Source organism: Rhodospirillales bacterium RIFCSPLOWO2_02_FULL_58_16, assembly GCA_001830425.1.
In the GTDB taxonomy this organism is placed as follows: Bacteria; Pseudomonadota; Alphaproteobacteria; order Rhodospirillales; family 2-02-FULL-58-16; genus 2-02-FULL-58-16.
Genome location: MIAA01000023.1, coordinates 1 through 23,619 on the forward strand (window position 1 = coordinate 1; position 23,619 = coordinate 23,619).

Below are 23,619 nucleotides of genomic sequence, written 5' to 3' on the forward strand. Positions count from 1 at the left end.
AGGGCTGCGGCGTACTTTTCGCCCGCCGCCGTGAACAGTTCATCGGCCTCCGCCCCCTCCTTTTTCCTCGCCTGAGCGGCAAGGGCGTTGCCCTGAAGCAGATAGGCCCAGGATAGGCTGTCTCGCAATTCCGGGAAGTCCCTGTTGTCGTACCGGAAGCGCAGGGCGATCACCTTGTCGTAATTACCCATTGCAAGGTCCATGGAAGCCATGGAGACGATATCGACGGGGGCGGCTTCCGTTTCAATGGACTCGGCGGGTTTTTCCTCGCCGATCAGTCGGGCCAGTTCATTATCGGATATATTTTCAATGGTCTTGATGGCGTGATCGACTTGCTTTTTGGCTCTTTCCACCAGTTCGATGTCTTGGTCCTGGCCGGGAAGGCGGAAACTGACCAAGGCGTCGAAGGCGCTTTTAAGATGGTTGAACGGTTTGCCGCAGAAATCAGGCGGAAAACAATCCAACTTGCCGGCTAGTTTGACCAAGAAGTTATCGGCATCAAAGCCTTTGATGCAGTGGGCGTCCTTGTCGCTTTCCAGCAGTTGGTTACGGACGCGGGCCGACGGGTCTTCGTCCTTGTAGCAAATCCAGAACAAGCGGTAGTCAAAATTATGCAGGGCGGCCAGTTGCTCGAACACCGGATCATTCTCACCGCTGTAGCCGATGACAATCCAGGTGCGGTTTCGCGCCGTATCGTCGAACACCGGTTTCAGGGCGTCCTTTAGGCTCTTGACCTGGTCCTCCTTGTGCAGTTGCACGAAGCCGTCACGCTGCCCGTGCAGATGGAACACCGCCTTGTTGCGCACGAAATGAGGTACGAATCTCTGTGACGCCGCCATGTCATAGACGGCGGGAAACTCGTTGATCAAGGCGCAAGCCCGCATCACCAGGGGATCAAAATTGGTGGTCAGCACCCTGTCGACGAAGCCGGACTTGATCAGTTGGGCGATGGCGATATGCGCCCAGTTGATCTTGGCATTGTCTATATGCTTGCTGATTAACGTATGGCGCTCGCCGGCAGTCAGTTCGCCCATGCAGTAGGGGTAAGTCTTTTTCTCGGCAGCAGCGTATTCCCGGGGAAATTCATCCTTGATGATTTTCACAAAATCGTCGGCCAAGGGGATTTCAGCGCTTACCGAGCATCCGGCGCCGATGAGCAAGATACAACTGTTGTCGTTATCCTTGTTTCTTTTCAGTCGATTGGCGACGTCATCAATGCCGTACTCCATTGCCGGTTCCCCGCATGACTATGAAATTTTGAGACCCGTAAGCATTGCTCCCGCAAAAGACGTTCCCGGTCAACAGATTTTTGCAGTAGGGACCGCCTCGCCGCAATAAATTGCCTCTTTCCAATGGCGGGGCGCTATATATAGTATGGAGTCATCGAACAAGCTGAGGGTCAGATGAGCAAAAAAGCGGCAACGGGAGAGGTTCGTGAAACGCGGTTCGCCGACGCCCTCGGCGAGCGTTACCTCGCCTATGCCCTTTCCACCATCGTCTCGCGTTCGCTTCCCGACGTGCGCGACGGCTTGAAGCCTGTGCACAGGCGTCTTCTTTACGCCATGCGCCAGCTCAAGCTGGACCCCGGCTCCGGCTTCAAGAAATGCGCCCGCGTCGTCGGCGACGTCATCGGCAAGTACCATCCCCACGGCGACACCGCCGTCTACGACACCCTGGTGCGGCTGGCCCAGGAATTCGCCGTGCGCTATCCGCTGGTTGACGGCCAGGGCAACTTCGGCAGCATCGACGGCGACAACGCGGCGGCCATGCGCTACACCGAGGCGCGTCTGACCAAGGTCGCCTGGGCCTTGATGGAAGGGATCGACGAGGACGCCGTCAATTTCCGCGAGACCTACGACGGCGAGGATACTGAGCCGGTGGTGTTGCCCGCCCGCTTTCCCAATCTGCTGGCCAACGGCTCGGCGGGGATCGCCGTCGGCATGGCCACCAATATCCCGCCCCATAACGTCGGCGAGCTGTGCGACGCGCTGCTGCACCTGATCAAGTTCCCCAACGCCGGCATCGGAAAGCTGGTGGAGATGATCCCCGGTCCCGATTTTCCCACCGGCGGCATTCTGATCGAGCCTCATGACAACATTGTCGAGGCCTACCGCACGGGACGCGGGGGCTTTCGCGTCCGCGCCAAATGGCAAACGGAAAAACTCAGCCACGGCCAATATCAAATAGCAATCACCGAGATTCCCTATCAGGTCCAGAAATCGCGGCTGATCGAAAAGATCGCCGAGCTGCTGGAAATGCGCAAGCTGCCGCTGCTGGTCAATGTCAGCGATGAGTCGGCGGTCGAATTGCGCATCGTCCTTGAACCCAGGAACCGCGCCGTGGACCCGGAAATGTTGATGGAGCAGCTTTTCCGCCAGACCGATCTCGATGTCCGCTTCGGCCTCAACCTGAACGTGCTGGACGCCGACTCCGCGCCGAGGGTGATGAACCTGCGCGAAGCCCTGGTCGCCTTTCTTGATCACAGGCATGAAGTGCTGATGCGCCGCAGCAACCATCGGCTTGGGAAAATCGAGCTTCGTCTTGATGTTCTGGGCGGTTTCTTAATCGCTTACCTTAACCTGGATGAGGTCATTCGCATCATTCGCGAGGAGGATGAACCCAAGGACTTCATGATCCGCGCCTTCGAGCTTACCGACACCCAGGCCGAGGCCATCCTGAACATGCGTCTGCGCCAGTTGCGCAAGCTGGAAGAGATCGAAATCAGGAAAGAACACGATGCGCTGAACGCCGAGAAGACGGAAATAAATGCTCTGCTCGCCGATGAGAAGCTGCGCCGGCAGGCGATCGCCGCCGAGATCGCCGATATCAAAAAGCAATTCGCTACGCCGGCCGGTCGCCGCACCGAGATCGGCAAGCCGCCCTCGGCGGTGATAGTGCCGATAGAAGCGATGATCGAGCGTGAACCGATAACCGTCATCTGCTCGCAAATGGGCTGGATCAGGGCGATCAAGGGCCATATTGATGACTTCTCGGAGGTCAAGTACAAGGACGGCGACCACTCCAGGTTCGCTCTGACCGCTCAAACCACCGACAAGCTGGTGATCATGGCTACCAACGGGCGCTTCTATACTCTCGGCTGCGACAAGCTTCCCGGCGGGCGCGGCCACGGCGAGCCGGTGCGCCTGATGATCGACCTCGGCAACAGCCATGACATTGTCAATATGTTTGTTCACCTGCCGGGCCGCCGGCAATTAGTGGCCTCCGACAAGGGACGCGGCTTCATTGTTGAAGAAAACGATGTCATCGCCCAGACCCGCAACGGCAAGCAAACGCTCAATCTTGCCGCCGGCGAGGAAGCCGCCGCCGTTTACCCGGTCAGTGACGGCGACGACGCGGTGGCGGTGGTCGGCGAACTCGGCAAACTGTTGATTTTCCCCCTGGCGGAACTTCCGGTGATGATCCGGGGCAGGGGAGTCATCATGCAACGCTACGTCAAGGGCGGCATGTCCGACGCCAAAACCATGAACATGAAAGACGGACTGACCTGGAAGACGGGGCGCGGGACAAGCAGCGAACCTAAAATCGACGAATGGATCGGCAAGCGCGCCCAGGCCGGACGACCGGCGCCCAAGGGCTTCCCGCGAACTTACCGCTTTGCCTGAAAGCGCTCCACAACGCCCGCGCCGGCAATGGGATGCGTCATGATTGCAATAACCGATATGTGCGATCATTTGTTTTGACTAGCTTTTTTGAATAAGATAGGGTACGGATCACGTTCTATCCTGCCACCTTAAAAAAATTATTTGGAGTTACACAAAATGAAGAACGTGTTTGCTACGGTTAGCGCGCTGGCCTTTGTTCTCGTCTTCGGCATGACCGTTTTGGCCCCCGTCGCGATGGCCGCCGAGAAGGCCGCCGATTGCACCAAGATCACGGACGCCGCCAAGAAGGCCGAATGCGAAAAGGCCGCTGCTCCCAAGAAGTAAGTAAAATCAGTTTGATTTTACATGACGGCAGGCCGGGATATTCCCGGCCTGTTTGTTTTCATACCGGTTAGGCGTCTACTAATTATTGCATGAAAAACGGCGCCGGCGTGAGAAGGAGATATGAGGACGCAAGGGAGATAAGGGGGAAGATAATAATAGCAGGGATTTTTTTGTTGGCGTTAACCACAGAGGCGCAGAGGCACAGAGAAGATTTAAGTACGCTTCTTGCAATTCAAAAATTTATTCTTTATTTCTTTCTCTTTCTTCTCTGTGTCTCTATGGTCCAAAAAAACTATATTTACCTTATCTCCCTTTTATCCCCCTTGCCCCTCATCATTCTATAGAAGACGAATTGGCGTCAGGCATATTCAGGAACAAACGGGTTGAAATATCCATGCTGAAAATAATCGGCTTTTTTGTTATTGCCGCATGCTTGTTAAGCTCTGCGGCGGCGTCCGCCGAGGAAAACAAGGATATCGGCGTGATCGTCATCGACGAAATCACCAAAAAGGAATGCGGCGCCTGCCACCTTCCTTTCGGCCCCATCAACCTGCCGGCAAGATCATGGCAGAAGATCATGGCCAACCTTGAAAAGCATTTCGGCGAGAACGCCGGCCTTGATGAGCCGACCCGCAAGCATGTCGAGGATTATATGGTCGGTAAATCAATGGATTCCGGCCTGACCAACTACGGCAAGATAACGTCCAAGAAGTTGGGGGATAAAACCTATATCCGCATTTCCGGCACGCCGTCATGGGCGCGCCACCACGACGAAAGACATGTCACGCCGGAGGAATGGAAGAAGGTTAAATCAAAGTCCGACTGCCGCGCTTGCCACAGACCCGGAATCGGCGGCTGATTCCGTTACCCCGAGCGCAGGTATTTCACCGCCGCGTCGCGCTCGAACAGGTAGAGAAGAGTGCGCAGCGCTTGTCCGCGCTTTGAGGTTAGGTCCGGGTCGCGGTCAATAATCAGTTGAGCGTCGTCGCGGGCCGCCGCCAGCAACTCGCCATGGACGGCGATGTCGGCGAGGCGGAATTCCGGCAATCCGCTCTGGCGGGCGCCGAGAAGATCTCCGGCCCCCCTCAGACGCAGGTCTTCCTCGGCGATTTTAAAGCCGTCGTCGGTCTCGCGCATGATCCGCAGACGGTCATTGGCCGCCGCAGTCAATGGCCCGGCGTAAAGCAACAGGCAGGTGGAGGGCTTGCCGCCGCGCCCGATGCGGCCCCGCAACTGATGAAGCTGGGCCAGGCCGAAACGTTCGGCGTGTTCGATGATCATCACCGTCGCTTCCGGCACATCGACGCCGACCTCGATTACCGTGGTGGCGACCAGAACGTCCACCGCCCCTTCGGCAAAGCCCTTCATTGCCGCGTCCTTGTCCTTGCCCTTCATGCGTCCGTGCACCAGTCCCACCCGCTCGCCGAATACTTCCTTCAGGCTTTCGAAGCGATCCTCGGCGGCGGCCATGTCCAGCGCTTCTGATTCCTCGATCAGCGGGCATACCCAATAGACCCTGGCTCCCTTGCGCAACGAGCGGGAAACGGCGCCGGTGACGTCTCCCAGCCGCTCCAGGGGCATGACCCTGGTATCGACGGCGGCGCGTCCCGGCGGCTTTTCGGTAAGTCGGGAAACGTCCATGTCGCCATAAGCGGTGAGCATCAGGGTGCGGGGGATCGGCGTCGCCGTCATCACCAGCATGTCGGCGCATCCCTTGGCGGCCAGAGTCAGGCGCTGGTGAACGCCGAAGCGGTGCTGCTCGTCGATCACCGCCAGCCCCAGGTCCTTGAAGACGACATCGTCCTGAAAAAGGGCGTGGGTGCCGACGGCCAGCGCCGTCTCGCCGCCGCACAGGCCGTTCAGCACCGCCTGACGGGCCTTTCCCTTTTCGCGCCCGGTAAGCAGCGCCACCTTCACTCCGGCGGCTTCGGCAAGCGGTTCGATGGTCGCCAGATGCTGGCGGGCGAGGATCTCGGTGGGCGCCATCATCGCCGCCTGGACCCCGGTCTCCACCGCATTGAGCATGGCGAGAAAGGCGACCACCGTCTTGCCGCTACCGACATCGCCCTGCAAAAGACGCAACATGCGGGTGTTCTCGGCCATGTCAGCGGTAATTTCGCCGAGCGCCCGCTCCTGGGCGGCGGTCAGGGAGAAGGGCAGGGCGGCGATGACCTTTTGCCTCATCCCGCCGTCGCCGCTGATCGAACGTCCCGACCGGCGGCGCATGTTGAGGCGCACCATGGCCAGGGCAAGCTGGTTGGCCAGAAGCTCGTCGTAGGCGAGACGGCAACGGGCGGGGGTATGCGGGTCAAGGTCCGCCTCGCTTTGTGGTTTATGAGCCTCCTTCAATGCCTGAATCCATGGTTTCCAGCCGTGGCGCGACAAATAAGCGGCGTCGATCCATTCCTCCGGCTCCGGCGCCGACTTGAGGGCAAAGGCCAGGGCCTTGTTCAACACCTTCAGGGACAGGCCGGCGCTCAGCGGATAGACCGGCTCCACCGCCTGCAAGCTGCTGATCTCATCAAGGGTGGCGATATGGTCGGGGTGGGTAATCTGGACTTCCTGATTGAAGATATCCACTTTGCCGCTGACCACGCGCCGTTCGCCTTCGGGAAGGACGCGCTTGAGGTAATCGCCGTGAGCGTGGAAGAAAATCAGCGCCAGCACGCCGGTATCGTCCGAGCAATACACCTTGTAGGGCAGGCGGCGGTTGGCCGGTTTGACGTGACGATCAACCTTTACCGTGATCGTCGCCACTACTCCCGGCCTGGCCTCGGCCACGACGGGCGCATAGCGACGGTCGATTACGCCGCCGGGCAGGTGCCAGTAAAGATCAACCACATGGCCGCCCGCCGCCTTTTCCATCGACTTGGCGACCTGCGGCCCGACGCCGGGCAGCGAGGTAATCGGCCTGAACAAGGGAAACAATATTTCCGGGCGCATAAGCAATGACTTCCGATCAAAACGGCACTATATCCTATAATTTCATACGGAGCGCGCAATGCCGGATTTTATGGATGTTCGCCGCAAGCGTCTGTTGTTTCGCTGTTGTCACATGGGCACGGTGGAAAATGACCTGATTTTCGGCGGGTTCGCCAGGGCTAACCTGGAACGCCTGGATGACGGACAGTTGGCATGCCTGGAAGCGCTGCTTAAAGAGAACGATAACGATCTCTATAACTGGCTGACGGGCAAGGAGCCGCCGCCGCCGGTCCATGACAACGAAGTGATGAAAATGCTCCGGTCATTGCATGATTTACCACGGAACACACGGAACACACGGAAATGACAGGCCTTAAGTTTGAAGAGGCGAGCTATAAAATACGAGGAGCCATCTTCGAGGTGTACCGCGAGATGGGTTGCGGATTTTTGGAATCGGTCTATCAGGAATGTCTGGAGAAAGAATTCGGCAAACAGGAAATTCCTTTTGTTGCCCGGCGCGAGCTGATTCTGCGATATAAGAGGGATCGCCTGGAGCAGACTTTCAAACCGGACTTTATCTGCTTTGAACAGATTATCGTCGAAATCAAAGCGGTGAAGAAACTGGTGGTCGAACACCAGGCACAGATTCACAATTACCTAAAGGCAACCGGTCTTGAACTGGGGCTACTGGTCAGCTTCGGTCATTATCCGAAAGTCGAAATCGAGCGGATTGTCAGATGAAGAAGATTATTAACCGGTTAAAATAACACCTTGAAATTCATCGAAAAAATACCAAAGCGCATCAACCGTATTTTAATCTCCGGAGCGCCCGGCGGTTATGACGCCCTGATCCTTGCCGAGTTGGCGCGGGGAAGGGCGGGAGACAGGGACATTGTCTTTATCGCCCGCGACGACGTGCGCCGGACCCGCATGGCCGACGCCCTGTCCTACTTCGCTCCGGAGCTGGAGCATATGGAGTTCCCGGCCTGGGATTGCCTGCCCTATGACCGGGTGTCGCCCGACCCCGGAATCGTCGCCAAGCGCATTGATGCCCTGACCAGGCTGCTTATGCCGCGCACGGAAGGCAAGGCAAGGGTGGTCCTGACCACCGTTTCGGCATTCCTGCAACGGGTTCCTCCCCGCAATTTTTTCGACGGGGCGACCATGCGCGTCGTCGCCGGGGTCTCGCTTCGCATGGATCAGGTTGTCGCCTTCCTGACGTTGAACGGTTATCTGCGATCCGACACCGTCATGAACCCCGGCGAGTTCGCCGTGCGCGGCGGCATAATCGATATATTTCCGGGGGGGAGCGAGTCGGCCTTCCGGCTTGATTTCTTCGGCGACGAAATCGACGCCATCCGCGTCTTTGATTCGATCAGCCAGCGCACCACCGGCAAGGCGGAGGAATTTTCAATCAATCCGGTAAGTGAAATCCCGCTGACCGAGGAGGCCGTTTCGCGATTTCGTTCCGGCTACCGCGAACTGTTCGGAGCGCCGGCGCGCGATGACGTTCTCTACGAAGCGGTTTCCGCCGGACGCCGCCATCGGGGCATGGAGCACTGGATGGCCCTGTTCCATGAGCGGATGGAAACCCTGCTTGATTACCTTCCCGGCGCGGCGCTGGTTCTTGATCATCAGGGCGAGGAAGCCGGCGAGGCGCGCCTTGATTTGATTGCCGAATATTACGCGGCGCGGCGTGTTATTGCCGACGGCAAGACGGCCTCTGCCGCCCCCCCCTATAACCCGGTTCCGGCGCAACGATTATACCTTGGCCGGGAGCAGTGGCAAGCTCTACTAGTAGACAGAAAAGTCTATGATTTATCACCATTTTCCAGTCCTGACGCGGAACTGTCGGTTGATGCCGAGGGACGCCTTGGGCGGGATTTTGCCGATGCCCGCAACAGTCCCGACGTCAATGTTTTTGATGCGCTTCGCGCCCACCTGCAAGTCGAGCGCGAGGGGTGTCGGCGGGTGCTGATCGCCGCCTTCACCGCAGGCTCGCTGGAGCGGCTGGCGAAGGTGATGGAGGAACACGATATCGGCGTCCTCCACCGGATCGAAAGGTGGGATCAATTCCCGGCCATGGATGCCGGTTCGGTAGCGATTTGCGTCTTTGCCGTCGAGCGCGGGTTCACCGCGCCCGGCTTAACGGTGATCGCCGAGCAGGACATTCTCGGCGAGCGCCTGTCCGTCCGGGGGCGGCGACGGGCGCGACCGGAAGATTACATCGCCGAGGCCTCATCCCTGCGCGAAGGCGACCTGGTCGTGCATATCGACCACGGCATCGCCCGCTACGGCGGACTGGTCAATATTGAAGTCGTCGGCGCTCCTCACGACTGTTTGCTGCTGATCTATACCGGCAACGATAAATTGTTCCTCCCCGTGGAGAATATCAACCTTATCAGCCGCTATGGTTCGGAACAGGCAAGCGCCCAGCTTGACCGGCTGGGGGGCGCCGCATGGCAAGCCCGCAAGGCGCGGATGAAACAACGCATCCGCGACATGGCCGATGAGTTGATAAAGGTCGCGGCGGCCCGCGCCCTGCGCCCGGCGCCGACTATGGCCCCCGACAGCGGGGCCTTTGAGGAGTTTTGCGCCCGCTTTCCCTTCGAGGAGACCGAGGATCAGCAGGCCGCCATCACAAACACCATCAACGACCTGGCTTCCGGGATTCCTACCGACCGTTTGGTATGTGGCGATGTCGGCTTCGGAAAGACCGAAGTCGCCATGCGCGCCGCCTTTGTCGCCGCGCTTTCCGGCCGTCAGGTGGCGGTGGTGACGCCGACCACGTTATTGTGTCGGCAGCATTTTCAAACCTTCCGCGAACGCTTTGCCGGATTCCCGATAAAAATCGAACAATTGTCGCGCATGGTAACGCTCAAAAAAGCCAATGAGGTCAAACGCGGGCTTGCCGACGGCTCGGTTGACGTCGTCATCGGCACTCATGCGCTCGTCGCCAAGAATATACAGTTCCGCGACCTGGGGTTGTTGGTTGTCGATGAAGAACAGCACTTCGGCGTGACCCACAAGGAGCGTCTGAAAAAGCTCAAATCCGATGTCCATGTGTTGACCCTGACCGCCACGCCGATTCCGCGCACTCTTCAGTTGGCGCTCAGCGGCGTGCGGGAATTGAGCATTATCGCCAGTCCGCCGGTTGATCGTCTGGCCGTGCGCACCTTCATCCTGCCCTATGATCCGCTGATCATCCGCGAGGCGCTGCTCCGCGAGCGCTACCGGGGAGGGCAAAGTTTCTACGTCTGTCCGCGCATCGAAGATATGGACGGGGTGGCCCGAGGCCTGAAGGAACTGGTTCCCGAGCTAAAATTGGCCTTCGTCCACGGGCGCATGCCGCCGAGCGAGATAGAAGATGTCATGACCGCCTTTTATGACGGCTCCTTCGACGTGCTGCTGTCCACCAACATCATCGAATCCGGCCTGGACCTGCCCTCCGTCAACACCATCGTCATTCACCGCGCCGACATGTTCGGCCTGGCCCAGCTCTACCAGTTGCGCGGTCGGGTCGGGCGCTCCAAGGTCAGAGCCTACGCCTACCTGACTCTGCCGCCGCGCCAGAAGCTGTCGGCCACGGCCGAGAAGCGGCTGGAAGTGATGCACACCCTGGATACGCTGGGCGCCGGCTTCACCCTGGCCAGTTACGACCTGGACATTCGCGGCGCCGGCAACCTGCTCGGCGGCGAGCAGTCGGGCCATATCCGCGAGGTAGGCATCGAGCTTTATCAGCAAATGCTGGAGGAAGCGGTGGCCGAGGCTCGCGGCGTCGATGGGGGAGCGGGGAGCGGGGAGGAGTGGAGTCCGCAAATCGATATCGGCATGCCTGTGCTGATACCGGAACTCTATGTAAGCGACTTAACGGTGCGCCTTAACCTGTACCGGCGCATCGCCCGTCTGGCCGATCCCGGCGAAATCGACGCCTTCGCCGCCGAGATGATCGACCGTTTCGGCGCCCTGCCCCAGGAGGTGGAAAACCTGTTGCAGACGATGGCGGTCAAGCGGCTGTGCATGGAGTGCGGAGTCGACAAGGTTGACGCCGGCCCCAAGGGGGCGGTGGTGTCGTTCCGCAACGCCGACTTCGCCAATCCGCAAGGCCTGATCGGCTTCATCACCGCCAACGTCGGCACGGTCAAGCTGCGCCCCGACCACAAGCTGGTTTTCATGCGCGTCTGGGATAACCACAAGGAAAGACTCGCCGGCGTTCAGTATCTGCTGAAGGAACTGGTCAAAATCGCCGAGGCGGCGGCGGGGTAGGGAAGTGATCGGCAATGGCGAGATGGCAAAGGCGGCAAGACCGGCTATCATGAAATCCACGTTGAGCGCGTTCTTCTCCAATGGCAAAAAGGCGAATGCGGGCGGGCAGGGGGGACACCCGCCCGCATCCTGGGGGGTTACTTTCTTAAGATGGCTGCCGTAAAGGCTTCGGACAGCGGCACCTCCTTATGCACCAGATTGTAGTGGCAGGCGATGCAATTGGTCTTGCCTTCCTTCTGTGCCGCCTCGTGCGCCCGTTGGCCTCGGACCCGTGTCGGCACGATGGCTTCCATCTTGTGGCACTCACGGCAGGTGTGGCTGTCCTCGGCCAACATTTCCAGACGTGCATTCTCCGCCATCTTCGGGCGTTTGGCCTCGAATATTTCCGGCTTGGACCAGTCGTGGCTGTACTCTCCGATGAGATCGTGCGTACCCTTTACATGCTCCCACACCGCGTGCCAGAAGCGTCTGGACACATGGCACCCCCCGCACTCGGGCCGCACGCCGGAAGCGTTGAGGTAGTGTTTGGACTTTTTGAACTCTTCGTAAACATATGCGCCCATGGAATGGCACGAGATGCAGAACTTAGTCGAATTGGCCCCAATATTCAGCTCCTCGATCACAACAAAGGATACGCCAAGAACGGCAATGATCGTCACTCCGGTCAATGCCGCTTTCAAGGGATGAGCGATAAAGTTGTGAAGGGCGCGCCATAGCGCGCGCGCCCTCCCTTCCTCTTTAGAACCGTTACTTGAGTTGGACGGCATTGATCACTCCATCGCCCTTGCCCAGGCTGAAGGTTGCGGGAAAGCTGACGAAGTGCCAGCGCGCCGTGGTGTTGTCGTCATGGAAAGACAGTCCGAGGGTATAGGTCTGTCCTGCCGCCATCTGCACGTCGTCCTTGTTGCCGGTGGCCAGCTTGCGGGCCATCACCACCGTCCACCCCTTGCCGTCGTGCGCGCCCTTGGAATAGGCGATATCGGCGGCGCTGCCCTCCACCTTGCTCGTGACCAGCCATTGCGGCAGCACGGCGCCTTCCTTGGCGGCGACGGCGGCGTCATAGGGAGCGATGTTGGAATCGAGCATCATATTGGCGGATGTGAGGAGGTCGGAAGCCGCCAAAACCGGCTTGGCGCCGCTAAACATCCATTTCGGTTCATTCTTGTCCTTATCCCAGTTGTCGGTAAAGGTCTTCTTGCCGGCGTCGAAATTGCGGTAATCGCCGACAAAACCATCGTCGCCGACACCGATGGGATCCGAGCGGTGGGCGCGCCATTGCAGGAGGTCGAGCAAGTAGCCCTTGTCCTTGAGAGCCGTCAGTTCCTCCTTGCTCTTCGGATTCTTCCAGCCGCCGGTCTCGTCCAGAGACGTACGAGTGTCCTTGAGATACTTACGCATGTCCGACTTCTTGGCGCCGTCCTTGCCCCAAAAAACATGAGCCTCGACCTCGTCCTTCTTGGGATGATTGGGCATGTAGCGCAGGTCGTTGTGGCAGGTCACCCAGCAACCGGCCGACTTGAATTCCGGCACCTTGTTGTCGTCGCCGAACATGAAGCTGATGCGGTCTTCGTAAACGGCCGGTTCGGCGCCCGTCGCCACCTTGTCCTCGCCTCGATGATTGCCGAATTTCTCCCACTTGCCGTTCTTGAAGATGAAGGCCGGGTAATACACGCCGGGTACGCCGTCGTCGGCCCATTGGGCGCGCAAATAAAGATTATCGCTGTCGAAAGCGGCCTGGACCGCAACCTTGGCTGACCCCGGCTTTCCGGAAAGGGGTTTCGGCTCCAGTTTTTTGCCGCTGACGATGACGTCACCCATATCCTTTTCCTCGCCGGTATGGCACTCATTACAATTTTTGCCGTCGCGCACGCCGATGGCTCCCGCCTTGTGCGCGGCGGAGATCATCCATTCCCACGAGGATTGGCCGGGATAGAACAAGGTCAATTCCTTGGCCGGAATCTTTGACCAGTCGATCTTGGCCGGATCGGCGGCCATGGCGGCAGTACTGGCGAAAACCGCCGAAAGAACGGTCGCGGTCAAATAGCTGTGTTTCATATATCCTCCCCATGGGTTTTGGTAATTGATGCGTTAATTAACGCAAGCTTCATGCCACCTCGGGGAGGAAGGGTTCGATCCATCATTTCAAGGAGTTAGAAACGTGCCGGGACAACGAGTCTGTTTTGTTATTGTCATTAAATCATGACATGCGTCATGAATCGGCGACAATGCCCCAGCGCTTCATACGCACATAGAGATTCTGCCGCGAGATGCCCGACAGACGGGCCGCTTCCGAAATATTGCCCTCGCTTTCGGCAAAGAGCCGTTTCAGGTAATCGCGCTCGAAGAATTCGCGGGCGCGATGATAGGGTAAAAGGCCGGAAACCTCTTCGTCAGGATCATCCGTCTCGCCGGCGCGAAGATCGAGATCATCAGGCCCAAGCGGACCGTCGGGACGCAAAGCCACGGCCCGTTCGACGATGTTGCGTAATTGACGGACGTTTCCGGGCCATGGCTCGGCTTTCAGGCGGCGGAAGGCTTCGGGAAGCAGGGGACCCACGGACTTGCCGAAACGGGCGTTGAATTGATCGAGGAAATAGGCGGCCAGAAGCCCGATATCCTCCGTGCGTTGACGCAAGGGAGGTACGGATAGGGACACTACGTTGATACGGTAGAAGAGGTCTTCGCGGAAGCGCTCGGCCTTGATTTCGCCGGAAAGTGGACGATTAGAGGCGCAGAGCAGGCGGAAATCGCTGACACGCTGCTTCGTACTGCCCAGTCGGCAGAATGTGCGCTCCTGGATGATTCTGAGCAGGCTGGCTTGCAGTTTGGGACTGGTATCGGCGATTTCGTCGAGAAACAGGGTGCCTCCTTCAGCATCCTCGAAATAGCCCGCCGTCGAGCGGACAGCCCCGGTAAAGGCGCCCTTTTCGTAACCGAAGAGGGTGCTTTCAAGAAGGCTTTCCGAAAGGGCGCCGCAATTGATGGCGAGAAAAGGCCCCTTCGCCCGGTAACCGGCGGCGTGGATCATCCTTGCCACCAGTTCCTTGCCGGTGCCGCTCTCGCCCTCGATCAGCACCGTAGTGTCGAGAGGGGCTATCTGCTTGATGCTCTGCTGAAGGGAGCGGATGGCTTCTGAACGCCCGACTACGATAGGAATATTGCCGCCCGAGACCAGGGCGCGGCGCAGATCGTCGATTTCGCGGTAGGCGCGGTCCAGCTCCAGCGCCCGGTCAATAACGGATTCCAGTTCCTCAAGATTGTCGAAGGGCTTGGTCAGATAGTCGAACAGGCCTTCGCGCACGGCGCGCATGGCGTCGCGCACATCGGCGAAGCCGGTGACCAGAAGGGCCACCAGACGGGGGTGGATATGACGCATCTCCTTGATTAGGTCGAGACCGTTGCCGTCGGGTAAGCGCTGATCCATCACCACCAGATTAAAGGAAGAATTCTCCAGCAAATTCCTTGCTTCTCGGGCGGTCGTGGCGAAAACAGGAGCAAGACCCTTTCCCGTCAGCAGCGTTTTAAACAAATGCCGCGTGAAGGGATCGTCATCCGCCACCAGAATCCTTGAAGCCGTCATTCCTGCCCTCCCGGCATTGCATTTCCGGGAAACCAAAGCAAAAACCGTGCCCCGCCGTCGGGTGCCTCCCGGATGACGATGTCGCCGCCATGCTGCATGACGATATGCTCGACCACCGAAAGTCCCAGCCCCATGCCTCCCTGTTTCGTCGTGAAGAAGGGGGTGAAGATGCGCTCGCGGTCCTTGTCCGGAACGCCGGGGCCGTGATCGGCGACCTCCAGACGCCATCCATTTTTTGAGGAATCGGGGCGGGTCTCGCTTGCCAGTTCCACATCAATAGCCGTATCGGGAGAGGCCTGAAAGGCGTTGTTGAGCAGATTGAACAAGGCATGGCGAACAAGAACCGGATCGGCGCTGATCACGGCGCTGCCCTCAGGCAGACGCATGTTGATGCCGGGATGGCCGGGCGTACTGTCCCGGAACAGGGCCACGGTTTCCGCCACCAACGCCGCCAGGGAAACGGACTGAAGTTCGCAGCGCGCCGCCTTGGTGAAGGCCAACATGCGCTTGACGAAATCGCGGCAATGCTCCCCGGCGCGCCGGATGTCGGCCAGAATGGCCCGTGTGCGGTCGGGATCGTCGGCCTCGCGTTCCGCCAACTGGGCAAGGTTGATCACTCCGACCAGAGGATTATTGATCTGATGTGCGATCTCGCCCACCATCGCTCCGGTAGCCGACAGCTTTTCGAGATGGATGATGCGCTGATGCTCGCCGCTTAGCCTCATCAGGCGACTTTCCGCCTCCAGGCGGCCAAGCCAGACCGAGCGGAAAAGGGCGAAGAGGGATACGAAGAGAACGGTGCCGCCCAGGGCCGTAACCATCCAGACCAGTTGCACGCCGCGTTCCAGTGTAGCATTCAGGCTGGCCGAGGAGCGGTAAAGCGCCATCACGCCCGCAACCTCGGGTCTGGTTGCGACCGGGCTGCTGATGCGGATAGGGACATAAAATTCGACGACCGGCGGCAAGGGGTCGCGGCCATCGGGAAGGGTCTTGTTGGTTTCCTCCTCCTCATAAAAGACAACGGTGTTGCCGCCGGCCACCGCCTGATTGATATTGGCGGTGCGGGTGGCTTGGCCGCCGATCAGCGAAGCGTCGTCGGACCAGACGATGGCGCCGGAAGGATCGAAGACCTTGATGCGCACCACCTCGCCCAGATCCTGAAGGACGCCGAAACTGCGGGCAAAGTGAAGGCGGGCGCCGGTAGCCGAGAAATCGGAAAAATCGCCGGAGACGATTTCACGCGAGGCTAGGGTCTGGGCAAGATCGGAGACGATCTTGCCCTCGCGTTCGATAATGGCTTGGCGGAAAAAATCGGAAAGGACCATACCGGTGACGGCGACCATCAACGCCACCAGCACCAGACTGAGCGAAGCGAAAAGGCGGGGCGAAATGCGGAAGATGGATGTCATGACCGTTCCGGACAATGTGCCGGACGAACTATACCTGAAGTGTCTTCGGGAAGGCACGCTATCTGCTACCTATCATCCGATAATCGCCGAATCCCCGCTCGCCCTCGGCGGCCAAGCCGCCAAATGTGCGGCCGGCGGGATTAAGCGGCGACGTTGACGGCGGCGGCGTCCATCACGCGCTGACCGCATCCGCAAAAGCCTTCACCTTGATTCTTTTTGACCGTTCTTCCACATGGGCCGCGTCATACTGAAACTGTAACCGCATCCATCCCTCCGGCGTACCGCCGAACGCCTTGGCCAGGCGAATGGACATCTCCCAAGACAGGTCTGCATTCTCGTTCACCAGATGACTCAGCGCCGACCGCGACACGCCAAGTATCTTGGCCCCTTCGGTCACGCTCAACTCATACGGCTCCAGACAGGCCACGCGCACCGAAAATCCCGGATGCGGCGGATTCTTCATTTTCAATGTCTTTATAACGTTCTCCTTTTCAATGGTAGTCCTCTAAATTAACCTCAAACGCATACCCCTCTTCAAACCGAAAGGTAATGCGCCAGTTTGCCCTCACCGTTACGCTCCATTCCCCTTTCCGGCATCCTTTCAACGGATGAAGCCTGTAGGAACGGACGCTCATATCCTCAATCACCTCCGCTTTGTGCAACCGTGCCAGAATTTCTCTGATTCGGTTCACCATGTCAGGCGGCAGCTTCCTCGGATCATCCTCCCCGAAAAACCTTTTCAGCCCCCGATGCCCGAAACTTACTATCATATTCGTAGTGTAGTGTGTAGCGCGTCACTAATCAATTGAATTCGCAGCAGCGGCGGCGGCGTCCATCACGCGGGCCAGCACGCGGGGTTCCTGGGCGCCGGAAATGACGGCGTTTTCATTAAAGATAAAGGAGGGAACGCCGTTCACGCCTAAACGATGGACCCGAATATTCTCCTCGTGGATGAAGTCCACGTCCTCGTCGCTCTTCAGGTATGAACCAAGAGCGCTTCCAGACAGCCCGATGTTTTCGCCGATCCCCGTCAGAACGCCGATATCGCCGATGTCCACGGCGTCGGTGAAATAGCCGGTGAAGACGGCCTCGATCATCTCTTCCGCCTTTCCCCGGCGTTCGGCAAAGCGGATCAGGCGGTGGGCGTTCATGCTGTTGGGAAGACGACGGATTTCGGCAAAGTTGAAATCAATCCCCAGCGATTGCCCGATCTCAAAGACGGCGTCGTGAACGCGACGCGCCCGCGCCTCGCCGCCGAACGTCCTGATCAGGTGAGCGGTGCGGTCAATGCCTTCCGGCGGGATATCCTGATTCAGCAGGAACGGTCGCCGACTGATCTTTGGAGTTAGCCCCGGACGCATAGCCAAGGCCATATCCAGCCGACGCTTGCCGATAAAGCACCAGGGACAGGCCGGATCAAAAATATAGTCAATCAGCATATGCGCCATAACGATCACGATTATGGCCGATCCGGCGACAATCCGAAAGCGGGATGGTTTTATGAACAAAGCAATAGCCGAGTCGGCGGATATCCGCTATAATATGACTAGTTTTATGACTATACATGAGGACGCTATGGTCACGATCAATCTGGCCCAGGCGAAGGCGCATTTGAGCGAGTTGCTGGATAAGGTGGGAGCCGGCGAGGAGGTGGTCATCACCCGTCACGGTCGTCCGGTGGCGCGTATTTCCCCCGCCGCCCGTCCCAAACAGCCGCTACGGCTGCAAGAGCTGGCTGAATTTCGCGCCGCCATGCCGCCGTTGCGGCGTCCCTCCGCCGGGTTGTTACGCGAGGCGCGAGACGAGGGGCTGTAGGAAAAACGGCGGATGCTTTATTTCGATACCAGCTTTCTTGCGCCGCTTATTCTTCCCGAAGCAACCAGTGACGATATTACGAAGTTTTTCCACGGGCTGCCGGTTGATCAATTAACCATCAGCCATTGGACGCGGGTTGAGTTTTCCTCTCTGCTTGCCCGCGAAGTCCGCATAGGCGGACTTGGCGCCAAAGCCGCCGCGCAGGCTGACGCCCGATTCGAGAATATGGTCGATGAGTCCTTCGTCGTTCTGCTGCCGAACGCCGATGACTTTAACCTCGCCAGGGAATATCTCGGAAATTACGGCACGGGTCTTCGCGCCGGAGACGCCCTGCATCTGGCCGTCGCCAGGAACCATCGCGCCGCCGCGATCTACAGCCTCGACAAAACGTTGCTCAAGGCCGGGAATATCCTCGGATTGCCGGTAAACGCGGGGATACGATCTTTTTAATAATTACCCCGTAAATCAAGAGTTGCCCTATACTAAATTACGACCTTAATTTTAATGGGGTGCTTGAATGGCATACACTCAATATAAGGTAATCCATGTCGTTGAAGGGGGATGCGGAACGTTGTTATTGGGGTCCGCCGGCCTGCCCATCAAAAAGCTCGAAAATGTTTTGAATCAGCACGCCGCCGAGGGGTGGTCTGTTGTATTTCAGATAATTGAACAAAAACGGTTTATGTTGTTTTGGTCACGGGAAGCCATAATTTTGACGCTCGGAAAATGATCGCCGGGATTATTGTTTCCGCCATTTCCCGGTATCAAAAATGGGGAGGGGGCGGACGGCTTGGGGTCGGATGCAATTTCGAGCCGAGCTGCTCGGAGTATATGCGTCAATCGATTATCGCCAACGGGTTGTTGTTCGGGATCATAGACGGCTTTTTTCGCATCAGGCGGTGTGATAACCGGGATTCGATTGCGATAACTCAAGACCATGTCAGGAGGCGCTGACATGTCGTCAGGCGGCGATTCCATAGAACGCGATGAAGAAAATATAAGGAATGCGTTGGCTGCGCTTGAACCATCGCTGCGGAAGACAATTTATACGGAAATCACGGCGGCAACCAAAGACCCTGATACCTATGCCGCTCTCAACTGGTTTTTCGTATGCGGCCTGCATCATTTTTACGCCGGATATATTTTGCGCGGAGTAATAAATATCTCCGTATTTGCCATCGGCATCGGGTTGATCATTTATGACGAGTTGGAGGCGGGGTTAATCGTAATAGGCGTCATCTCCGCCGTAGAGATGTTTGACCTGTTTCGCTCGCAGTCAATAATTAAAAATATTAACAATATGATTGCCTTAAATATACTCCATAAACACGGCATTAATAACTGATCGACGGTCCCGACGTGAATGCCCAGGCAAAAAAAATATGGCCGAAGACGCCGGACGGCGCCATCGACTGGGAGATGGTGTTCGAGGATGAAGCATCGGGATTTATCCCCCTCATCGCCAAGTCGCAGTCTTTGGACGCCCTCGGACAGACCACTTCCGTCGTCATCCGTATGTTATTCACCCGCAAGGGCGACGAGGTGGAGGTCCAAAACCACATCAAAGAGCTTAATGCGATCATCGCCGTTTGCGGGCGGTCGGGGAAATTGGACGCGGCCAAGGAAAACAGCGCCGGGCTTCTCAGAAAGATCAAGAAAAGCCGCATCGAAAAGGCCCGGGCCTACGTCGAGCGTAAAAAACGCGGCGCCGGTCTGGAGCGGCGCTCGAACCTGTTTTCAGGCATCGCCGGAGCCGTCGGCAAGGCGCTATACGATAAATTGCTGTCCCCCAAGGGCCTGATCGCCCTGGCCGGGGTTCTCGCGGTTATCGTCCTGATTATCCTCTATGTAGTATTCGAACAGTTCAAGGGGCAGATCGCCGGCGTCGAAGAAGAACCCGCCGTCACCGAGAAAGCGAAGAAGAAAGGTCCATCCGGGCAGGAAATAAAGAAAGAACCGCCGTTGCGCCTCGTCCTGCTGCGGCCTTTCCATTGGCCGTTGTCGGCGTCGCGTGAGAAAAATAACAAGAGCGTCACCTATTCGATACTGTACTTTGTCGAACCGGAGGAGGGGCCATCGGCCTTATGCAGGAACTATCCGGTGGTGATGGACATTGTTCATCAGGTCTTCAACAGGGCGCACCCGAAGAAAGGGCCGACCGCAGATGAAGACTTGGCCATAGTCGGCGCTCAGGTTATCAAGGACGTCAACGCCAAACTGCGCCGCGACGTGGTGCGGCGAATCAAGATATACGCCTATGGCGATTCGCGCTTCCAGGCGGCCAAGAGGGGAGAATGCACGGTGGCGGCCGATGAGAACAAATAAAACCGGTCTAATGATCGCGAGAGCGGGGATGGAATGATGAGCGCCGTAATGAACTGCGCGATATATGGTAACGGCAAGCGCATTGAAGATGTGCCGTTTGAACATTGCGGCGAGCATGACCGCTCGGACGGGCGGTTTGTCTGGATCGGCCTGTATGAGCCGGAAGAAGAACTGTTGCTGGTCGCCCAACGGCAATTCGGCCTGCACGATCTTGCGATTGAAGACGCCCATAAAGCTCATCAACGTCCGAAAGTCGAACTCTATGGCGATTCTCTCTTCGTGGTTTTGCGCACGGCTCAATTGCAGGATGGACGGATCGTATATGGCGAGACGCACATCTTCGCCGGCGCCGGCTATCTGATTTCCGTGCGTCACGGCGCGTCATTATCCTATACCGACGCCCGCAAGCGGCTGGAGCGAAATCCGGAAATGCTTAAATTGGGCGAGCAAGCGGCGCTGCACGCGGTTATCGATTTTGTAGCGGACAATTTCTTTCCGGTGATTGATGAGATTGCCCGGGAATTGACCGAGATCGAATCGCATGTTCTCAATGCGACGCTTGATCGCGCCGGAATTGGGCGGATATATCGTCTGCGCCAGGAATTGCTCGGCATGCGCAACGCGGTTTCGCCGGTGTTGGAAGTATGCAGCAAGCTGGAACGACTGCATTGTCCGATTCTGACGCCGGAGATACAGCCTTATATCCGCGACGTGCAGGATCATGTGATGCACGTCGCCGAAGCTATCGACAACCTGCGCGCAGGCCTAGCGGCCGCCTTCGAGACAGAAATGTTGCTTGCCGGTTCGCGTCAAAACGACATCGTGCGTCAGCTCGCGGCGTGGGCCGCTATCCTGGCCGTTCCGACCGCAGTAGCCGGCATCTACGGCATGAACTTTGACAACATGCCCGAGTTAAGGTGGGAGTTCGGCTATTTAGCCGTTGTAGCGGTAATCGGCGCCGCATGCAGTCTCCTGTTCTGGAAATTCAAACGCAGCGGCTGGCTGTAGGCCCCTCCATAAAACCCGGATTTGATAGGGCAAGCCGTATTTTTTCCTGAGAGTGGAGCGACCTATGATTGTCAGATCAAAGTGTGATAGAGTACAGACATGAAAACACAACTCTTACAGCAAGCAAGAGTACTCAGTATTGACGAGCAGATTGAACTGGTTGAGACCATCTGGGACGGCATCGTTAGTCGCGGCGCCGCGCCATCTTTGACAGAAGCGCAAAAAACAGAACTCGACCGCCGCCTCGCAGACCATCTTGCCAATCTTGATGATGTGGTTCCGTGGAGTGAAGTAAAAGCTGCTGCTTTTGCCAAAATCAGGCAATGAGCCTGCCGGTTACTTTTCATCGCGCCGCCGGTGCAGAGCCTGACCCTGCGCTCAAGCGGGACTGCGCAAAAGCGCGCAGCCCCCTACCGGTGATAATCGTCAGCAACCGGCGGATGGGGTGGGATTGTGAAAAACACGCTTTGGCGCGTTTTTCATCCTCGGGGCTTTGCCCCTCGAACCACCGCGCCCGCCTGCGCCATTAAAAAAGCCCCCGGATCAGGGGGCCTTGTTAATGGCGGATGGGGTGGGATTCGAACCCACGAAGAGCTTTCACCCTTGCCGGTTTTCAAGACCGGTGCCTTCAACCGCTCGGCCACCCATCCGTGATTGCTTTACATTATAGCGGCGTTCTTATATCCCGTCCGCCGGCAACGCAAGCGCAAGTCGGATAGCGAACCCATTGCCCGCGCCTCTTCGCTGTGGCACAAGACTTAAAAATATGAACAGGGTAGGCTATGATCGTTAATCGGCGCTTTAATGTTTCGGCAGTTATTTGGGCCTTGTTGCTGCTTTGGGCGCCGCCGTCCGCAGCGGGCGATGTTTCTTTCGTTCAATGGCTTAAGGATTTACGCCAGGAGGCTGTTTCCCTTGGCATTTCCGAGGCCACCCTTGATTCGGCGCTGAGCGATGTCAAGCCTCTCCCCAAGGTGATCGAACTGGATCGCAAGCAGCCGGAATTCACCCTCAGTTTCCGCCAGTACATGGACCGGGTAGTACCTGCGGCCAGGGTCGAAAAGGGCCGGCAAAAGCTGGAAGAAAACCGGGCGCTGCTGGAAAAGATCGGTCGCGAATACGGCGTGCAGCCCAGATTTATCGTCGCCTTTTGGGGAATCGAGACCGATTTCGGACGCATCACCGGAGGCTTTCCCCTTGTTCAGGCGCTGGTCACCCTGGCCTTTGACGGTCGGCGCAGCGCCTATTTCCGCAAGGAACTGATCAATGCGTTGAAGATCATCAATCAAGGCCATGTCACCGTCGCCGATATGGTCGGATCGTGGGCCGGCGCCATGGGGCAATGCCAATTCATGCCGTCGTCATTTCTCAGCTTTGCCGTCGATTACGACGGGGACGGACGCAAGGACATCTGGAACACCAAGGCGGATGTGTTCGCCTCCGCCGCCAACTACCTGTCCCGCTCGGGCTGGAAGGGCGACCAGACCTGGGGGCGCGAGGTGCGCCTGCCCGCAGGCTTCGACCCTAAACTTGTCGGGTTGGAGGTGAACAAGCCGATGGGAGACTGGCAAAAGCTGGGAGTGCTTCGCGCCGACGGCGGCGAATTGCCGCCCCGCGACCTTGCCGCCTCGCTGGTGACGGCTGAAAAAGATCCGGGCGGCGCCGCGTTCCTCGTCTACAATAATTACCGCGCCATCCTTAAATGGAACCAATCGACATTTTTCGCGGTTGCCGTCGGCTCCCTTGCCGACAGGATAGGAGGCAGCTAGATATGGGCATCAGCATTCGGAATCGCGCTCTGGCGCCGGCGATCATCGCCATGCTGCTGTCGGCCTGTTCCGAGACCCAGTTTCTGGCCCATACCGCCAAGAAGCTTCAGGAACCCGCCTCCCAGGGCATCTACAAGATCGGCGATCCTTACAGCATCCAGGGGATCATGTATTACCCCGCCGAAGATTACGACTATACCGAGACCGGCATCGGTTCGTGGTACGGCGCCGATTTTCACGGCAAAAAAACGGCCAACGGCGAAACCTACGATATGAACCGGTTGACGGCGGCCCACCGCACGTTGCCGATGCCCAGCTACGTCAGGGTCACCAATCTGGAGAACGGGCGCAGTCTGGTTCTCAAGGTGAACGACCGTGGACCTTTCGCCCGCAACCGGATTATCGATGTCTCGCGGCGCGGGGCGCAGCTTCTAGGCTACGAACTTACGGGCACGGCGCGCCTCCGCGTGGAAATCCTGGCTGACGAAAGCCGCGCCGTCGCGGCGCGCCTCAGGGGAGGCAACGGATCGGTATTGGCGGGGACGCCGATTACCGTTGATCGCATGCCCAAGGCCGCA

Annotated in this window: 24 protein-coding genes, 1 tRNA gene and 2 pseudogenes (1 of these 27 only partly in view); 16 read left to right on the top strand and 11 right to left on the bottom strand. The window is 58.1% G+C overall.

Features of this window, described 5'->3' with window-relative positions; translation table 11 throughout:
- Window positions 1-1,229: pseudogene (locus A3H92_08815) on the bottom strand (hypothetical protein).
- A 174-nt stretch (window positions 1,230-1,403) separates the two neighbouring features.
- On the opposite strand from A3H92_08815, the gene A3H92_08820 reads away from it, so the two are divergent.
- From A3H92_08820 to A3H92_08835, 4 genes are all read left to right on the top strand, one after another.
- A complete protein-coding gene (locus A3H92_08820; GenBank protein OHC75095.1) occupies window positions 1,404-3,623 on the top strand; it encodes a DNA topoisomerase IV subunit A in 2,220 nt (739 codons plus the stop codon).
- Window positions 3,624-3,764: 141 nt separating this feature from the next.
- The gene (locus tag A3H92_08825; protein OHC75096.1) at window positions 3,765-3,947 is read left to right on the top strand and encodes a hypothetical protein; all 183 of its coding nucleotides are present in this window, start codon (window positions 3,765-3,767) and stop codon (window positions 3,945-3,947) included.
- An 89-nt stretch (window positions 3,948-4,036) separates the two neighbouring features.
- On the top strand, window positions 4,037-4,291 hold the full coding sequence (locus A3H92_08830; GenBank protein ID OHC75097.1) for a hypothetical protein: 255 nt from the start codon (window positions 4,037-4,039) through the stop codon (window positions 4,289-4,291).
- A gap of 50 nt (window positions 4,292-4,341) precedes the next feature.
- Window positions 4,342-4,806 carry a hypothetical protein gene (locus A3H92_08835; GenBank protein ID OHC75098.1) on the top strand — a complete coding sequence of 155 codons (465 nt, stop codon included), beginning with the start codon at window positions 4,342-4,344 and terminating at the stop codon, window positions 4,804-4,806.
- Window positions 4,807-4,811: 5 nt separating this feature from the next.
- Here the strand turns inward: A3H92_08835 and A3H92_08840 are convergent, their stop codons facing one another.
- Complete coding sequence (locus tag A3H92_08840) at window positions 4,812-6,890, bottom strand: ATP-dependent DNA helicase RecG (GenBank protein OHC75099.1); 2,079 nt, start codon at window positions 6,888-6,890, stop codon at window positions 4,812-4,814.
- A gap of 58 nt (window positions 6,891-6,948) precedes the next feature.
- On the opposite strand from A3H92_08840, the gene A3H92_08845 reads away from it, so the two are divergent.
- The 3 genes from A3H92_08845 to A3H92_08855 are packed head-to-tail and all read left to right on the top strand — an operon-like array spanning window position 6,949 to window position 11,135.
- Window positions 6,949-7,236: a hypothetical protein gene (locus tag A3H92_08845; protein OHC75100.1), complete on the top strand. Its 288-nt coding sequence runs from the start codon at window positions 6,949-6,951 to the stop codon at window positions 7,234-7,236.
- Complete coding sequence (locus A3H92_08850; protein ID OHC75101.1) at window positions 7,233-7,610, top strand: GTP-binding protein; 378 nt, start codon at window positions 7,233-7,235, stop codon at window positions 7,608-7,610. The genes A3H92_08845 and A3H92_08850 overlap by 4 nt, the downstream gene beginning before the upstream one ends.
- Window positions 7,611-7,640: 30 nt before the next feature.
- Window positions 7,641-11,135, top strand: a complete 3,495-nt coding sequence (locus A3H92_08855; GenBank protein ID OHC75102.1) for a transcription-repair coupling factor — start codon at window positions 7,641-7,643, stop codon at window positions 11,133-11,135.
- Between the two features lie 137 nt (window positions 11,136-11,272).
- On the opposite strand, the gene A3H92_08860 is transcribed toward A3H92_08855, so the two are convergent.
- The 7 genes from A3H92_08860 to A3H92_08890 form a co-directional block, all read right to left on the bottom strand.
- Entirely contained in the window at window positions 11,273-11,902 is a 630-nt protein-coding gene (locus A3H92_08860; protein OHC75103.1) for a hypothetical protein, read from the bottom strand.
- Window positions 11,883-13,190, bottom strand: a complete 1,308-nt coding sequence (locus A3H92_08865; GenBank protein ID OHC75104.1) for a hypothetical protein — start codon at window positions 13,188-13,190, stop codon at window positions 11,883-11,885. The genes A3H92_08860 and A3H92_08865 overlap by 20 nt, the downstream gene beginning before the upstream one ends.
- A gap of 154 nt (window positions 13,191-13,344) precedes the next feature.
- Entirely contained in the window at window positions 13,345-14,715 is a 1,371-nt protein-coding gene (locus A3H92_08870; GenBank protein OHC75105.1) for a Fis family transcriptional regulator, read from the bottom strand.
- Entirely contained in the window at window positions 14,712-16,124 is a 1,413-nt protein-coding gene (locus tag A3H92_08875; GenBank protein OHC75106.1) for a hypothetical protein, read from the bottom strand. Before A3H92_08875 ends, A3H92_08870 begins: the two co-directional genes overlap by 4 nt.
- A 172-nt stretch (window positions 16,125-16,296) precedes the next feature.
- A complete protein-coding gene (locus A3H92_08880) occupies window positions 16,297-16,593 on the bottom strand; it encodes an addiction module antidote protein, HigA family (protein ID OHC75107.1) in 297 nt (98 codons plus the stop codon).
- A gap of 22 nt (window positions 16,594-16,615) precedes the next feature.
- Window positions 16,616-16,894 carry a hypothetical protein gene (locus A3H92_08885; protein ID OHC75108.1) on the bottom strand — a complete coding sequence of 93 codons (279 nt, stop codon included), beginning with the start codon at window positions 16,892-16,894 and terminating at the stop codon, window positions 16,616-16,618.
- Window positions 16,895-16,921: 27 nt separating this feature from the next.
- On the bottom strand, window positions 16,922-17,563 hold the full coding sequence (locus A3H92_08890; protein ID OHC75128.1) for a disulfide bond formation protein DsbA: 642 nt from the start codon (window positions 17,561-17,563) through the stop codon (window positions 16,922-16,924).
- Window positions 17,564-17,699: 136 nt separating this feature from the next.
- On the opposite strand from A3H92_08890, the gene A3H92_08895 reads away from it, so the two are divergent.
- The 7 genes from A3H92_08895 (at window position 17,700) to A3H92_08925 (ending at window position 21,272) form a co-directional block, all read left to right on the top strand.
- Window positions 17,700-17,939 carry a prevent-host-death protein gene (locus A3H92_08895; GenBank protein OHC75129.1) on the top strand — a complete coding sequence of 80 codons (240 nt, stop codon included), beginning with the start codon at window positions 17,700-17,702 and terminating at the stop codon, window positions 17,937-17,939.
- Between the two features lie 12 nt (window positions 17,940-17,951).
- A complete protein-coding gene (locus tag A3H92_08900) occupies window positions 17,952-18,389 on the top strand; it encodes a hypothetical protein (protein ID OHC75109.1) in 438 nt (145 codons plus the stop codon).
- 67 nt (window positions 18,390-18,456) lie between these two features.
- Entirely contained in the window at window positions 18,457-18,669 is a 213-nt protein-coding gene (locus tag A3H92_08905; GenBank protein OHC75110.1) for a DUF4177 domain-containing protein, read from the top strand.
- On the top strand, window positions 18,666-18,893 hold the full coding sequence (locus tag A3H92_08910; GenBank protein OHC75111.1) for a hypothetical protein: 228 nt from the start codon (window positions 18,666-18,668) through the stop codon (window positions 18,891-18,893). Before A3H92_08905 ends, A3H92_08910 begins: the two co-directional genes overlap by 4 nt.
- A 1-nt stretch (window position 18,894) precedes the next feature.
- On the top strand, window positions 18,895-19,284 hold the full coding sequence (locus A3H92_08915) for a hypothetical protein (GenBank protein OHC75112.1): 390 nt from the start codon (window positions 18,895-18,897) through the stop codon (window positions 19,282-19,284).
- Between the two features lie 14 nt (window positions 19,285-19,298).
- Window positions 19,299-20,264, top strand: coding sequence for a hypothetical protein (locus A3H92_08920; GenBank protein ID OHC75113.1), 966 nt, complete (start codon window positions 19,299-19,301; stop codon window positions 20,262-20,264).
- A 33-nt stretch (window positions 20,265-20,297) separates the two neighbouring features.
- Entirely contained in the window at window positions 20,298-21,272 is a 975-nt protein-coding gene (locus tag A3H92_08925; GenBank protein OHC75114.1) for a magnesium transporter, read from the top strand.
- Window positions 21,273-21,386: 114 nt separating this feature from the next.
- On the opposite strand, the gene A3H92_08930 is transcribed toward A3H92_08925, so the two are convergent.
- Both A3H92_08930 and A3H92_08935 read right to left on the bottom strand, forming a co-directional pair.
- Window positions 21,387-21,596, bottom strand: coding sequence for a hypothetical protein (locus A3H92_08930; protein ID OHC75115.1), 210 nt, complete (start codon window positions 21,594-21,596; stop codon window positions 21,387-21,389).
- 236 nt (window positions 21,597-21,832) lie between these two features.
- A tRNA-Ser gene (locus A3H92_08935) sits at window positions 21,833-21,922 on the bottom strand.
- A 132-nt stretch (window positions 21,923-22,054) separates the two neighbouring features.
- On the opposite strand from A3H92_08935, the gene A3H92_08940 reads away from it, so the two are divergent.
- The gene (locus A3H92_08940; GenBank protein ID OHC75116.1) at window positions 22,055-23,041 is read left to right on the top strand and encodes a lytic transglycosylase; all 987 of its coding nucleotides are present in this window, start codon (window positions 22,055-22,057) and stop codon (window positions 23,039-23,041) included.
- Window positions 23,042-23,043: 2 nt separating this feature from the next.
- A pseudogene (locus A3H92_08945) lies at window positions 23,044-23,619 on the top strand (hypothetical protein) (it continues 90 nt past the right edge of the window).